10 protein-coding genes are annotated in these 15118 nt (G+C 35.8%); all 10 read right to left on the minus strand.

Annotation, left to right across the window (positions count from 1 at the left end):
- Positions 1-201: 201 nt before the first annotated feature.
- The 10 genes from B0A64_RS00545 to B0A64_RS00590 all read right to left on the minus strand — a co-directional run bounded on the left by B0A64_RS00545 (position 202) and on the right by B0A64_RS00590 (position 14912).
- The gene (locus tag B0A64_RS00545) at positions 202-2379 is read right to left on the minus strand and encodes a glycoside hydrolase family 97 protein (protein WP_089477602.1); all 2178 of its coding nucleotides are present in this window, start codon (positions 2377-2379) and stop codon (positions 202-204) included.
- A 51-nt stretch (positions 2380-2430) separates the two neighbouring features.
- A complete protein-coding gene (locus B0A64_RS00550) occupies positions 2431-3816 on the minus strand; it encodes an alpha-amylase family glycosyl hydrolase (protein ID WP_089477603.1) in 1386 nt (461 codons plus the stop codon).
- 106 nt (positions 3817-3922) lie between these two features.
- Positions 3923-5029 carry a SusE domain-containing protein gene (locus B0A64_RS00555; RefSeq protein ID WP_089477604.1) on the minus strand — a complete coding sequence of 369 codons (1107 nt, stop codon included), beginning with the start codon at positions 5027-5029 and terminating at the stop codon, positions 3923-3925.
- Positions 5030-5042: 13 nt separating this feature from the next.
- The gene (locus B0A64_RS00560; protein WP_089477605.1) at positions 5043-6551 is read right to left on the minus strand and encodes a RagB/SusD family nutrient uptake outer membrane protein; all 1509 of its coding nucleotides are present in this window, start codon (positions 6549-6551) and stop codon (positions 5043-5045) included.
- An 8-nt stretch (positions 6552-6559) separates the two neighbouring features.
- The gene (locus B0A64_RS00565) at positions 6560-9772 is read right to left on the minus strand and encodes a TonB-dependent receptor (protein ID WP_244285320.1); all 3213 of its coding nucleotides are present in this window, start codon (positions 9770-9772) and stop codon (positions 6560-6562) included.
- A gap of 189 nt (positions 9773-9961) precedes the next feature.
- Positions 9962-11140 (minus strand): FecR family protein, encoded by a 1179-nt coding sequence (locus B0A64_RS00570; protein WP_089477607.1) that lies wholly within the window; start codon positions 11138-11140, stop codon positions 9962-9964.
- Between the two features lie 576 nt (positions 11141-11716).
- Positions 11717-12280 carry an RNA polymerase sigma factor gene (locus B0A64_RS00575; protein ID WP_089477608.1) on the minus strand — a complete coding sequence of 188 codons (564 nt, stop codon included), beginning with the start codon at positions 12278-12280 and terminating at the stop codon, positions 11717-11719.
- A 397-nt stretch (positions 12281-12677) separates the two neighbouring features.
- Complete coding sequence (locus B0A64_RS00580) at positions 12678-13334, minus strand: aspartate kinase (RefSeq protein WP_089477609.1); 657 nt, start codon at positions 13332-13334, stop codon at positions 12678-12680.
- A 119-nt stretch (positions 13335-13453) separates the two neighbouring features.
- Positions 13454-13825: a YraN family protein gene (locus B0A64_RS00585; RefSeq protein WP_089477610.1), complete on the minus strand. Its 372-nt coding sequence runs from the start codon at positions 13823-13825 to the stop codon at positions 13454-13456.
- A 187-nt stretch (positions 13826-14012) separates the two neighbouring features.
- Positions 14013-14912 carry a S66 peptidase family protein gene (locus B0A64_RS00590; RefSeq protein WP_089477611.1) on the minus strand — a complete coding sequence of 300 codons (900 nt, stop codon included), beginning with the start codon at positions 14910-14912 and terminating at the stop codon, positions 14013-14015.
- Between the last annotated feature and the right edge of the window lie 206 nt (positions 14913-15118).

The raw sequence follows: 15118 nt of genomic DNA on the forward strand, positions 1-15118 counted from the left end.
ACAAACATTTTGTGGTTAATAGTTTTCAAGTAGTAAAATTTTAATTTTTGTCCAAAAAGGACAATAGTTTTTTTCGCCACGAATTGCACGAATTAGCACAAATTTTTAATCTCTTTGAGATTAAGAAAACAAGCTTAATTCGTGAAATTCGTGGCAGAAAAAACTTAGAGACTTAGTCTCTCAGCAACTTAGAACCTTAAATTAAATCTTCTTCAATCCCTTTAATTCTGTGGTATTTCCTTCTTTAATGCTAATGGCAACGCCACCACCGGGAGCTAAATACTGTTTTAAAATTGTTTTTGAGGTTACAACAACTTTAGTCACGGTATATTTTTGCGGGTTTTTGTTCCAGTTGGCTTCTTTGTCATCAGCATAAATTGTGGCTATGAATTTTTTTCCGGCAGGTAAATAATCAAAAGTAATGTTGGCAGTTCTTGCGTTTTCGTCTGTGATTCCTCCCACAAACCAAGCATCTTTTCCTTTTGCTTTGCGGGCAATCGTGATATAGTCTCCCGGTTCAGCTTCTAGAATATAACTGTTATCCCAATCTACAGCGACATCTTTAATGAACTGAAAAGCATCTGGAAAACGCTCATAGTTTCCGGGAATATCAGCTGCCATTTGCAACGGACTGTACATGGTAACATAATAAGCCAATTGTTTTACCAAAGTCGTATTGACACGTTGCGTACTTCCGGTTCCGTAATACGAAAGATCTGTCTGGAAAATGCCAGGAGTATAATCCATCGGGCCACCCATTAAACGGGTAAAAGGCAAAATCGTCGTGTGATCCGGCGCTAATCCTCCCATTGATTCAAACTCAGTTCCGCGTGCAGATTCTTGTGCAATCCAGTTAGGAAAAGTTCGGTGCAAACCCGTTGGACGAACCGCTTCGTGACTATCAATCATGATTTTATAATCGGCAGCGCGTTTGGCTACATTTATGTAATGATTAACCATCCATTGTCCGTCATGATGTTCGCCACGCGGAATAATTTTGCCTACATAACCTGTTTTTACGGCATCATAACCGTTGTCATTCATAAACTGAAAAGCACGATCTAAACGACGCTCATAATTGGTTGCAGATCCTGAAGTTTCGTGATGCATGATAATTTTCACACCTTTTGAAGCCGCATATTCATGTACTGCTTTTACATCAAAATCCGGATAAGCGGTTACGTAATCAAAAACTTCCTCTTTCCAGTTGTTGATCCAGTCTTCCCAGCCAATATTCCATCCTTCGATCAGGATTGCATCAAAACCATTTTTAGAAGCAAAATCAATATATTCTTTTGCACGTTCTGTTGTGGCTCCGTGTTTTCCGTTTGGCGTAAGTTTGGTAAAATCATCCGTTAATTTTACGTTTGTTTCTTTACCGAATGCCCACGTACTTTTTCCGGCAACAAAATATTCCCACCAGATTCCGATATATTTTACCGGTTTTATCCACGAAACATCTTTGTAACTTGTTGGTTCGTTGAGGTTCAGGATTAATTTTGAAGCCAGAATTTCTGTGGCTTTATCACTTACAACAATAGTTCTCCATGGCGATTGCGCATCAGTTTGCATATAGCCTTTTGCACCTACGGCATCAGGGGCCAAATGACTGCGCATTTTGTAATTTACAGCATCCAGTTCCAGATACATCGCCGGATAATTGATCAAACCTGCTTCGTGAATGTTGATATACAAACCGTCATCAGACTTCATCATAGATGGTGTTTGCACTGCTAATTCCTTAATAGGCCATTGCGAATTGATATCGATTGTTGCTTTTTTCATTAACGAAGGCACTTCAGAAAGTTTCGACGTTGTGTACGCATATTCATTGGTATCGTAATCTCCCGGAATCCAGAAAATTTTATGATTTCCGGCCAGATTAAATTCAGAACGTTCTTCTTTAATAACAAAATAATTCAAATCATTTTGTTTCGGAAATTCATATCTAAAACCTAATCCGTCGTTGAATAAACGAAAACGAATGCGAATGTATCGGTTGTTGTTTTTTGCTTGCGTTAATGTAACAACCAATTCATTGTAATTGTTGCGAATTGTTTTTTCTTCACCTAAAACAGGATTCCAATTTTCATCTACTGTAGATTGTGCTGTATTTGTAACGGTAAAACCATCCAAAAACGAAGGCAAATTTTGTAGTTCTAAACCCAAAGAACTTGGTTTTATAACTGCTTTTTGTTTATATGATAATTGGTAAGAAGGGATTCCGCCTTCTTTTAATTCAAATTTCAGGGATAGATTTTTGTTTGGAGAAGTTATTTCCTGAGCCTGAATCCATAGAGAATTGGCACAAACAAAAAGGAACAACGCTATTTTTTTGCTGCGAATCTGAAGCAATATTTTTTGGGATTGAAAATTCATGTTATTTTAGTTTTTTGCAAATCTAATTTTGTTTTTAAAATTGCGTGGGTATTAGTTTTTCAATACTAAATATTGAAATGGTTGTAACGTAATTTCGCTGCCAAGAGTTACAGAAGCTCCTGAAAAAGCATCTTTCCAGGTTGCTTTCAAGACAGGGGAAACCAGATATTTTATGGTATTATTGGTTAAATTAGACAATACCAAAACTTTTTCGGTATCATTTACCATCGTAAAAGCACTTATGGCATTGCTGCTATATCCGGTATAGACTCCTTTTTTTAGGGCTGCACTTGTATTTCTAAAAGCAATAATTTTTTTGTATTCGGCTAGCATAGCAGCATCAGCAGTCGACCAATCGATAGGTGTTTTGGCAAAATAATTAATTCTTTTGTCGTATCCAATTTCTTGTCCGTTGTAGATCATTGGTACTGATTTTAAATAAGCTGCGACAACAAACGTAGCAATAGATCCCTTTTTGCCTCCAAAAAGGTCTAATGGTGTTCCGTCTGACAGGTTTACATCATGATTGCTGGTGTATCTTACAATTCTGTTTTCAGGATTGTAATTGTTTGCATATTCTGTAGCATTAGAATCCTGAATTGTTGTTGCCGGGGTACTTTCTTTAAATACTTTTTCTAATGTACTGAAAAAATTGAACCCAAAAGTATAATCAAAACCAGAAGCAAAATGGTTTACTTTAGACCCTTCGGCTAACATTAACAAGGTTTGATTTTTTTTGATGCTTCTTAATTTTGTTATGGCATCAGACCAAAAAGACTGTGGGACCAGATCTGCATAATCACATCTAAAACCGTCTATGTTTGCATTGTAAACCCAGTATGACATGGCATCGATCATTGCATCTTTCATTTCGGTATTATTAAAATCCAATTGGGCTACATCTGTATAATTGGTTCCGGGAGGAATAATAATTTCTCCTTTGTCATTTTTTTGATACCAGCCCGGGTGTTGTGTAATCCAGGCATTATCCCAAGCGGTATGATTGGCAACCCAGTCCAGAACTACAGCAAGGTTTTTTTTATGTGCTTCTTCTACCAAAACCTGAAGATCTTGCAAGGATCCAAAATCGGGATTTACCGCTTTGTAATCCTGCACGGCATAAGGAGAACCTAATTCTCCGGAAGCTTTTATTTTCCCGACAGGATATACAGGCATTAAATAGATAACATTGGCACCTAACTCCTGAATTTGGGTAAGTCTTTCCTGAACACCTTTTAAGGTTCCGGCAGAACTAAAAGCACGAATGTTTACCTGATAGATTACAGCATCTTCTTTTTTAGGCATTTTTTCGAATGCAGTTCCGTATTGGGTATAAGGAGAAGGCGGAGCCTGGGCTGAATCGCTATCTGATGAACTACACGAAATAAATGCTAATGCAAGCAGTAAAGTGTAGACGATATTTATATTTGATTTCATTTTTTTTGAATTTGGTTTTTAATAAGCCCGGTGTTTAAGATAGCCTGCCTTTCGCTCAAAAAAGGCAGGTATCACTCAAACTAATCTAGCGTATTAAAATGTTAGATTATTTTTTAACGATAGTACAAGTTGCAGTTGCAGGATAACCTGTAGATGCTGGGTCTACATCGTCTATAGTAAAGGTTATTTCATAAGTTCCTGCTTCAGGAATATCATAAGCGCCACCATTATCTTTATTAATGGTGTTTGTTGTAGGATCTGCAGGACCATAGTTTACATCCCATTTGTCATTTAATCTAAATTTTAAGGCGCCTGCTAATAAGTTGGCAGTAACTTTCCAGGTTTTAGTTTCATGGTTGTAGGACATCGGGATAGAGTGATTCCATCCGTAATCTTTATCTTCGGGTGTAGCCGCATGTGTTGATGAACCTACAATTCCCCAGGCATAAGGAGTAGAACTCCATGTCAAAGTATTCAAGTTTACTTTGACCTGAAAAGAGCCTTCACCGGGTAAATTGAAGTTGGTATCACTCATGTTTTTTAAACTGGCATTTGTATCGCCTGCTCCATAAAATTGATCCCAGTTTCTGGCTGTATTTAATTTAAATATAGTTCCATAACCCGGAAGTACGGTAACATAACCTTGATAAACACCTTTTGAGATGGCTGTTAAGGCCAAACCTTTGTCGACATTAAATTCTCCCTGATAGGCTCCCGGCATATAGATTTCGCCAAAGACAACACTTTTTTCATAAGGAGTAACCGTTATTGTAAGCGGATTCGAATAGATTTTACGATCCATTGCAGCCTCTACACGAACGACTAATTTTCCGGCAATATCTGGTGCAAGTCCTAAATCGGTTGCTATTTTATTTAACTCCTGATCTGTAAATGTTTTGCTTAAAACATCCTGACCCACTTCGATTCGTTTTGCTTTTTGCCACGCATTACTGCCACTGGTATCAGAAGTTAAATCAAATTGTATGGCATAAGTCACAGGTGCCGCAATAGGAAACGTAACTGCCGGCCACGATACGAGTAAAACATTATCATCTGCCGTATCTTCTGTAAGGATAATTGTGCTTGCAGAAACTTCGATCGCAGCAGGAAAGCTTACTGCTTTTAGTGTCGTTAATTCGGCTTCACTTTCGCAGGAAATGCCTAAAAAAAGCACGCTCCCTAATACCAATAATTTATTTATATATTTTTTCATGATCGTTTTGTTTTTAGTAACCCGGATTTTGTTTCAGACCTTTGTTTGCGTCTAAAGCCGATGTTGGAATTGGGAACAGTTTTCGATAAGCAGGAGATGCAGGTCTGAATTCGTTTGCCAATAAAAATTTGTCAAAACGTATCATGTCTTGTCTTCTGTGACCTTCCCAGTTTAATTCGAATCCTCTTTCGTTGTATATATCATCCAGCGTTGGGTTTGCAGCTAATGCATTCAATCCCGCACGTTGTCTGATTTGATCTATAAAAGGTTTTGCGGCACCTGGATTTCCTAAACGGGTATTACATTCGGCTATCATTAAAATTACATCAGCGTATCTAAAAATAGGGAAGTCATTCGAAGCTCCTCCACCACTTTTTGCTCCCGCAGGATAAAACTTAATATTACGCACTCCTGCTTGAGGAGCTGCTCCCGGATTGTCTAAAGAAGCAACATCAAGGGTATAATTAAATCCTCCGGGTTGTTCGCCAAATAAAAATTGTTTTCTACGAATATCATTTACGTCATATTTCAGGAAGAAATCTTTAGGGACAATAGTTCCGTTCCAGCCCGCCATGCCAAATAAAGCAGTACCATGCGGACCGTATACGCTACGAACAGCATAAATGTTACGGGAAACAACATCCAGAGTGGCGTAGATAGGTAAAATAGTTTCATCATCAGGAAGTACATCACCAAACAATTCGTAATATTTATTTCCTAATGGGCTAGAGGCATTTGCTGCACCTGAATGTAGCGTAAAGTTGCCTTCGCTCACTTTGTTACAAGCCGCTAAACATTCGTTCCATTTTGATTCTCCGGTATACACCTGAGCATTTAAATATACTTTTGCCAACAAAGTATAACCCGCCCATTTATTGAATCTTCCGTAATAATTTCCTCCTTTTGTTCCGGAAAGTAACTCTACGTTTTCGGTTAATTCTTTAACAATAAAAGCATAAACCTCTTTACGACTTGATTGTGGTATTTTGTCAACCGTAATATTGTTATTGGTATAAAAAGGAACATCACCAAAATCATCAATCAATAAATAATAAAAGAATGCACGCAATACTTTGGCTTCGGCAATTTTTGAAGTTTCGGCATTTGATTTTTCTAATAATTCGACTGCCAAATTTGCATTAAAAATAGATTTGTACAACCAGTTCCAGGTATTGTTTATGATAAAATCTGTTGGTAACCATTCGTGTTTGTGTAAACGGGCAAAGTCTTGTTGCCAGTCTCCGGTGTTTCTATGCGGAATTACCTGCTCGTCTGATGCCATACAGTTCATGTCGTACCAGCCATTATCTGCTCCTGCATAACCAACACCCGGTATATTGTTACGTTGAAAGTCACCCGGAATTTCGGCATAAACACTAGCAAGAGCAATATTTGCTCCTTCTGGTGTGCCATAAAATTCGTCTGCCGGATATTTATCGTACACATTTTCGCTAATATCTGTACAGCTAAAAAGGGCTAGGAAACAAACGCTTCCTGCTATGAGTATATTTTTAATTTTCATTTCTTTTACTATTTAAATTTTACAGTCAGACCAAATGCAACGCTTCTTGTACGAGGGTAAATCCCTCTGTCACCACCAAAGTTGTCTTCGGTTTTACCGCTTCCGCTAATGTTCAATTCCGGATCAATACCTGAGTAATTCGTAATCAGTAATAAGTTGTTTCCTGTAAGAGAAAGACGAATAGAGTCTACATATTTATCTGTAAAACGGAAGCTATATCCAGCCGTAAGATTTTCTAAACGTACAAATGAGCCATCTTCTAACCATAAGTCAGATCCATACGGAGAAGAATGAATTCCCTTATCAACAGCACTTTCTAAAACATTCGATTTACCGGTGTTCTCGAGCATACTTAAATTCTGGTTAAGCGCGTTGTAAATTTTATTTCCTCCGGAACCTCTTACTAACATCGATGCATCAAAGTTTTTATATCGGTAAGAAGGGTTAAATGCAAAAGTATAAGTAGGTAATGCTGAACCTGCATAATAACGATCCGGACTTTTAACGCCCTGATCGATAATGCCGTTTCCGTCACGATCTTTTACCGTTTCAACGCCATTATCATTTACACCTGTATGCTCTAAAATGTAAAATGCACCCACTGGTTTTCCTTGTACCAGATAAGAGTTTGCTGCTCCCCAGCCTACATAATCTGTATTTAGAGGAATGCCATTGATGCTTCCGCTTAAATTAAGAACTTCATTTTTCATGAACGAAACATTTCCTGCCAATGTAAGTGTACTATTATCCGTTTTGATAACATCATAGGCAAGAGCAATCTCCAGACCTTTGTTTGAAATGCTTCCTACGTTTGCTTTTATTTGATTATACGGATAAGGCGGTTGAGGTACCGTGTAATCAAATAGTAAGTTTTCGGTTTTAGAATCGTAAACGTCTACGCTACCTCTTAATCTATTGTTTAAAAGGGCAAAATCAAGTCCAATATTGGTTTGTTTTTTGGTTTCCCATTTCAAATCAGCATTTGCATTTTGAGTAATGTTGAAATTGGTAATAGGCATTCCTCCAAAATAAGTAGTTCCTGCACTACCTACCAATGATAATGAGGTTTGTGGATAAAGTCCTTGTTGATTACCGGTTTCTCCATATCCAACACGTAACTTTAATTCGTTAAATAAAGTCTGAGTCGTCATGAATGATTCTTTGTTAATTTGCCAGGCTACAGATGCTGATGGGAAATTTCCCCATTTGTTATTGGCGCCAAATACAGATGAACCATCTCGTCTGATACTTGCTGTAAGTAAATAACGATCTAACAAAGAGTAGTTTAGTCGTCCTAAATACGACACTAAAGTTCTGTCATTTTTATAAGATGAAATGTCGCTGGACTGTACTTTAGAAAAATCACCAAACTGTAGCGCATTGTAAGTCGTTTTATCGTTTATAAAACCTCTTGATTGCGCATAATTACCCTGATACGTTTGACTTTGCCATTCGTATAATGCCAATGCGTTGAAGCTATGAATACCAAAAGTTCTTTTATAATTAAGACTTATATTAGTTAATTTCTCATTTTGTCTTTCGTTTTTTATATTAGCATATCCTTTTTGATCTACAGCAAGAGCATCTGTTGATTCTGCCGGCATGAAATATCCAATCGTTGTATTTGTTTTTCTCCAGCTTCCAAACCAGTTTGCCGAAAACCCTTTGCCTAAATCTAATTCGGCTTTTAAACTCCCGAATAAATTATCACTTTGTCTTTCATTCGTAGCAGTCTGAGCCACTGCATAAGGATTTAAATATTGAAATACCGTTGGGTCCGTATAATAGGATCCGTTAGTATTAAAAACAGGATCAGTTGGTCTGGCCAATAATGAATTTGTGATCAGGTTTGACTTGTAAGAAACCGTTCCTACCTCGCCAATGCTATTTGTTACGTTGTTTACTCCGGTATTTAAATTAAAAGTTAATTTTAATTTATCATCAAGAGCCAATTGTGTCGCCTGGATACGTCCGATATATTTTTGATTGCTGGAATTTATTACAACCCCATCCTGCAAAATAGCAGTTAGCGAAGCTCTGTAATTAAACTTATCTGTTCCCCCACCAAATGATAATGTGTGCGTTTGTGTAATTCCGGTTTGCGTTAGAAGACCATACCAATCTGTGTTTGAACCATGATTTGCAGAGGCAGGAACACCAACACTCTGAGCAGTTTCCCACCATTGGTTCGCATCTAACATCTCTAGTTTCTTTGGAATAAAATCAATCGAAGTAGATCCTACATATTCCATAGTAGTTTTTCCTGCTTTATTTTTTTTAGTAGTTACAATAATAACCCCCGGCGCCCCTCGGGAACCGTAAACAGCAGTTGCCGAAGCATCTTTAAGAACATCGATGCTTTCGATTTCAGTAGGAGGTACCTGATTTAATAAATCCATGTTACCCTGAATTCCATCTACAACAACCAGAGGGTCATTTCCTCCAATCAAAGACGAAATACCACGAATACGAACACTTGGTCCTGAACCCGGTTCGCTACCAATTTGCGTAATGTTTACACCCGCAGCTTTACCGGCAATCAATTGCAATGGGTTTACAATAGCACCCTGATTCATATCTTTTGCAGCTATCGAAGAAACGGCTCCTGTAACATCTTTTCTGGCTGTAGAACCGTAACCTACCACAACTATTTCCTGCAAGTCTGTGGCATCAGGAATTAACTGAATGTTGATAACTGTTTGGTTGGCAATTACTTTTTTTTCTTTATATCCCACAAAAGACACAATAATTATAGAAGCACTGCTTTCGACCGTAAGTTTAAATTTTCCGTCAAAATCAGTAACCATTCCGTTTTTAGTTCCTTCCTCAATAACCGAAGCTCCGGGTAAAGGCAAACCATTTTCATCGGTAATAATTCCCGTTACAGTTTGTTTTTGATATTCAATATTTTGTGTTTTGAGTTCTGGTTTTTTTAAGATAATCTGCGTATCACGAATCTTAAATTCAGTTGGCGTTCCTTTAAAAAGTTTATCTAAAACAATATTGATAGGCTGATCTTTTACAGAAATAGAAATCGTGCGATCTAAGTCGATATCATTCAATTTGTAAATAAACCTGAAATCTGTTTTTTGTTCTATGGTCTCAATAACCTTTTCGATTGTTGAATTGTTTAATCCAAGAGTTACTTTTGTTTTTTGGGCATAAGTATTTCCTCTAATATTAAACATGGCGACCAAAATAAGTAGTGTAGTTAGTTTCAATTTTAGGTCATTTTGGAACAATGAGTATAGAAACCCATTATTCTTAGATTTTTTTTTCATAATTTTGTTAATTGATTGTAGTTAATTCGTTATATTCAATCACTTAGTAAATCGGAAATTGTTCGCAGCTCTTTCCGATTTTTTTATTCCTGTATTGTTATTCCCTCATGTTTTTTCATTTTTTAGTGGTTATTTAATTAGTATTTGATTGTTTTTTATGGTGTAATTTATGCCGTGAATGTCATTAAAATAGCTCATAACTTTTTCTATGGATTCATCGCTAAAGCTGGCATTGAATTTTTCGTTGGCCAATTTTTCGTTTTGGTTTATGATGGTCACATTGTAGCGTCTTTCCAGTTTTGTAATGATGTTTTTAAACGACATATTTCTAAAAGTCAAGCCGCCATTGATCCATGAAGTATAGATATCTGTAATAACAGCTTTGGTCGAAATAAGAGTGTTATCTCTATTGAAACTTCCTTTATAGCCCGGTTTTAATATGGTGTTTTTAGCAGCATCAAATTCTTCGTTTGAGCGGTACATTCCAACAGAACCTTCGACTAATACAACATCGGTTGCAGCATCTTCAGGATAATTCGAAACATTAAAATGAGTTCCCAGAACCCGAACATTCAATGCATCGGCATTTACAATAAAAGGATGTTTTTTGTCTTTGGCAACATCAAAAAAGGCTTCCCCGTCTAAATAAACCTGTCGGTTTTCGCCGGCAATAAACTTAACCGGATATTTTAAAGTCGTTCCTGAATTTAGGTGCACAAAAGTTCCGTCAGAGAGTTGTAAACGAAATTTCTTGCCATACGGAATTTTGATCGTATTGTAGGTTACTTTTTCTGTATTGGAATTGTTTTCATAAACGATTTTATCCCCGTTTTGATTTCCAACGACATTCCCGCGGGCATCTTTTACCTGAGCCGAATTGTTTTCGGATATAATCTGGACTTTTCCATCTTCAAGTTGCAAAACAATATCGTTACTTTTAAAATCGAATTTAGGTTCAGATTTAGTTGCAAATGTTCCTTTTTGGTACGCAATACCAATTCCTAATACAACCAATATCGAAGCGGCAATAGAAATGTATTTTGTGAAATTAGATTTTTTAGGAGTAATTTCTATTGTAGTTTCCTTTTCTTTAAAATCAGACAAGATGTTCAGGAAGATATTATCAGCCGTTTGCTGATTCATTTTTGGTATTTCGCCCAAAAGATTTTGAATGTCCTCGACTGAAGGGAAATCATCCGTAAGTTTATTTTTTTTATAATAGGCAATTACCTCGTTTGTTTCTTCGGGTGTACATTGGTTTAAAACAAACTTTTGTAAAAGTCTTTTTATTTCAGAATTTGAATTCATTACGAATTGATTTTAGGTCCGGGTTTTATATAATACAGTCGAAAGCAAGTTGAGTACTACTCAAACGTTGTAAATTTTTTAATTTTAACATTTAATCAAATTGATAAATGCTGTGAAGTATTGATTTTGTTGAGGTTTATGCTAAAATAAAAATTCAGAAAAAAAAATAAAAAAAAATAGTTTTTTTGGGATGAAGATATTGTTTTGTCATTTCGACGGAGGAGAAATCTCCACGAGAAGCTCTACAAAGATTGGCGTATATGTTTGTCGATTCTGATTGCGATGAATGGATTAAAATCCATCCCTAGAATATATTTTGTTCCTATCGGAACGTCTTGAAGAAAAATTTTGCAGGAATGATTTATTTTGTAGCAACGGATTTTAATCCGTTGAATGCGCAAAGAAATTTACGCAAACAAAATCGCCAATCTTTGTAGAGTTTCTTGTGTGCCTTCGACTTCGCTCAGGATGACAAGCTTTGCGTAAACCTTTGCGCACTTTGCGGTTAAGCTTAAATTAAAAACAAAAAAAAATCACCCGGAAGAGTGATTTTAGTGGTTAACGTGGTTTTTTGGTTTAGATAATTTCGTCATGAACTTGAAAAAAGACTCGCATCGATTCTAATGCTTTGCTCATTTGGTTCCTGACTGTATTGATAGAGATGCCAAGTTCCTGGCTAATTTCTTCGTAACTCATCCCTTTTTTTCGGGACATCTTAAATATTTGCTTTCGTTTGGGGGGCAATTGTTTCATTGCCTGCTTTCGAAGTTTTTTACAGTCGGCTTCCCGAATCAAATAATCGCCATATTCATGTGATTTCTGACTTTCGTAAAAGATTTCTTCTTTAAGCAATTGATCATTTGCCGCTTTATTCAAAAAATTAAAAGCCTGATTTCTGGCAATCGTAAAAATATATGCTTTAAAGGATTGATCAAGATTTAAATTCTCGCGGTGTTGCCATACTTTCATAAAAACATCCTGAACATTCTCTTCAGCAGCTTCTTTAGATTTTAAAATACTAATGCTGTAACCATAGATATCCTGATAGTATAAATCAAAAAGGGAACGAAATGCTTTTTCGTTGCCATTTTTGAGTTCACTCACCAATAATTTTTCGCTATGCTCTCTTGCTTCTGACATTAATTTAATTAGTCTTTATTTAATTCTAATTATATTATGATACTATCAAAATTGGTACTCTAATCTATTGACTGATTAGCAAATATATAAAAATATTATTCGCAACAAATTTTATTAAAAAAAAGTTAATTCTATTTTTTTTAATAAAATTTATACTGAATACCAGTAACGGTATTGGTAAGTAGCTTTTTATCAAGTCAATAAGTTTTAAGCTGTTATTTTGTAAATTAAGTATTCTAGAAGTGTTTTATTGAGAATATTCTTATTTAGGCTCGCAATAAATATTGATTTTGTAATGGTCCAGACAAAAAAATCCTTTTGCCTTTTTAATAAAAAGTACAAAAGGATTCTATAAAGAAAGAATTTATGGTAATTCTTTAGTATTTAAAAAAGCAGACTAGTTTTTCAGGTCTTTGATTACTTTAAAAGCAACATCAACCTGATCTTCTCCCACCAAAATAGTAAATTCGTTTGAAGTCGAAATTACCTCATTTATGATAATTCCTTCCCAGGCCAAACGCTGAAAAATGAAATAATAAATACCGGGAACTACGATATTTTCTTTAGGTAATTTTACAGTAATAGAAGCTAAATTATCTAATTTCTGAATTAGTTTTTCTCGAACAAAATGTTTTTCAACCAAATGGTTTACACTGCTGCTAACCACAATATTAGTTTCGTTTACACCGCGAGAAGAAGTATAAAAAATGTCCGATAAAGCGTTGATATCCGAAATTAAATCTGCTTGTTTATTTAAGACAGTTTCAGAAGCAGCAAAAGTATAATCTGTCAACTCAGATCGAACCGTAATTTCACCAATATTTTTAATTACTTTATTGATTTTATGGTTCAATTTAAAGTCCAATTCTTCTGTGAGTCGTTTTAAGGACATTACAACAGCGCCTTGTTTCACTTCTTTGCCAAATTCACTTTCTAATTCGGTCATAATGTTCCGGGAAAGGGAAGTCAGGTTAATGATTCCAAGCGATAGCGCATTTAGCAAAAAGGGTTTTGTTTTGATGTAATTTTCGACGATTGAAGAAACGGTTTTCATAATTTTTTCTTTTTTTTTTGTAACTTGATTGTGCTGGTTTAGTGAATAGGGGTGTTATAAATTTCCGCAAATATAAATAAAAAAACAATTTGTTACAAATATAACAATAAAAATTTGTGTTAAAAATGGTAAAAAGCATCTGTAAGATGTTCAATTGCAAATGTTTCACCATCTTTATGGATGGCAATGATGTCAAAACGAATGTTTAAATCATCATAAGAATCCTTTTCCCTATAGTTTATGTAGGCATTTACTGCTTTTATCAGAAGTTGAATTTTTTTGGGCTTCACAAAATCTTGCGGTAATCCAAAATCTAAACTGGATCGTGTTTTGACTTCGATAACGGCCAAAAAGAGATCTTTTTGTGCAATAATATCTATTTCTGCCTTCTTAAAAGTCCAGTTTCGCTCTAAAATCTTATAGCCGTTTTCCTGAAGATAGTCCACAGCAAGATCTTCTCCTTTTTTTCCGAGTTCATTGTGTTCAGCCATGTTTTTAAGTTTTCAGTCTCAGTCTCAGTTTTCCAGTTTGAGTTGGAGATGTTGTGTTAGAAATGTAAGTGCATGCAAAAACGCAAAGTCTACAAAGCCTTATTGAAATTGCTTTGCGACTTTGCGTCTTTGCGAGATTTTTATGTGGTATTTTGGATTCTTCTTGATTGGAAGAAACGAGAAATTATTATTTTTGAAAAGAAACTGTACTTCCGGTTTCGTTTACTTCAATCGAAATGGTATTTCCCATGATCAAAGCTCTATTGTCCTGAATATGTCCTGCCGGAAAGTTGAAGATTACCGGAATATTGTATTTTTTAGTAACATCATCTACAATTTCAACGGCATTTTTGCCCCACGGTACTTCGTTGTCTTTCATTTTTGTCATTCCGCCAACAATAATCCCTTTTAGGTTTTCGATACAGCCATTGCGTCTTAGATTCATCATCATTCGATCAATATGATACAAGTATTCGTCAAGATCTTCGATAAATAAAATTTTATCCTTGCAGTCTATAGCCGATGGAGATCCTAATAAACTGTATAAAATAGATAAATTACCGCCCACTAGTTCGCCGGTGGCTTTACCAAAACGATTCATTTTGTCCGGTGCAATAGTATACGACAAAGGTTCTCCAAATAAACCTGATTTCATTGAGCTAATGGCTGCCGGAGTAGCACGCGGAATCGTTACCGGCATTACACCATGAAGCGATTTGTAGCCCATTGTATTTAAATGATTGTGCAAAACCGTAACGTCGCTAAAACCGATAATCCATTTCGGGTGTTGTTTGAATTTGGTAAAATCTAATAAATCGACCATTCTTACTGTTCCGTATCCGCCGCGAACACACCAGATTGCTTTAATATTTGGGTTGTCCAACTGATGTTGAAAATCGGCAGCACGTTGCTCATCAGTTCCCGCAAGTTGATTAAAATCAAGTCCAATTGTGGTTCCAACAACAGCTTCTAACCCCCAACTGTGCAGTAAATCTATGGTAGGTTTTAAGTTGTCATCGATGTTTTTTCTGGCAGTTGCTAAAATAGCTACAGTATCTCCTTTTTGTAAATAAGGTGGTGTTATCATGTTTTGTTGGGATTGACAGGTAAATGATTGTAAAGCAAAAATAAAAAATATGAAAGGAGAAAAAGAAATATACTTTTTGAAGTTTTGGGATTGTCTCATGTTCATGGTTTCTATGCTAATTCATTATAAAGGTAAACAAATATAGAAATTTTAAAAATTAAAATAATTAGAAAATTCTTACAAATTGATTTATTTGCTTAAATTGA

The organism is Flavobacterium araucananum, assembly GCF_002222055.1.
Classification (GTDB): Bacteria; Bacteroidota; Bacteroidia; order Flavobacteriales; family Flavobacteriaceae; genus Flavobacterium; species Flavobacterium araucananum.

Excerpts from the sequence above, each read along its gene's own strand:
- B0A64_RS00555 (WP_089477604.1), bottom strand. The coding sequence starts at position 5,029 with ATGAAAAAATATATAAATAAATTATTGGTATTAGGGAGCGTGCTTTTT.
- B0A64_RS00585 (WP_089477610.1), bottom strand. The coding sequence starts at position 13,825 with ATGGCTGAACACAATGAACTCGGAAAAAAAGGAGAAGATCTTGCTGTG.
- B0A64_RS00550 (WP_089477603.1), bottom strand. The coding sequence starts at position 3,816 with ATGAAATCAAATATAAATATCGTCTACACTTTACTGCTTGCATTAGCA.
- B0A64_RS00590 (WP_089477611.1), bottom strand. The coding sequence starts at position 14,912 with ATGATAACACCACCTTATTTACAAAAAGGAGATACTGTAGCTATTTTA.
- B0A64_RS00575 (WP_089477608.1), bottom strand. The coding sequence starts at position 12,280 with ATGTCAGAAGCAAGAGAGCATAGCGAAAAATTATTGGTGAGTGAACTC.
- B0A64_RS00560 (WP_089477605.1), bottom strand. The coding sequence starts at position 6,551 with ATGAAAATTAAAAATATACTCATAGCAGGAAGCGTTTGTTTCCTAGCC.
- B0A64_RS00580 (WP_089477609.1), bottom strand. The coding sequence starts at position 13,334 with ATGAAAACCGTTTCTTCAATCGTCGAAAATTACATCAAAACAAAACCC.
- B0A64_RS00570 (WP_089477607.1), bottom strand. The coding sequence starts at position 11,140 with ATGAATTCAAATTCTGAAATAAAAAGACTTTTACAAAAGTTTGTTTTA.
- B0A64_RS00545 (WP_089477602.1), bottom strand. The coding sequence starts at position 2,379 with ATGAATTTTCAATCCCAAAAAATATTGCTTCAGATTCGCAGCAAAAAA.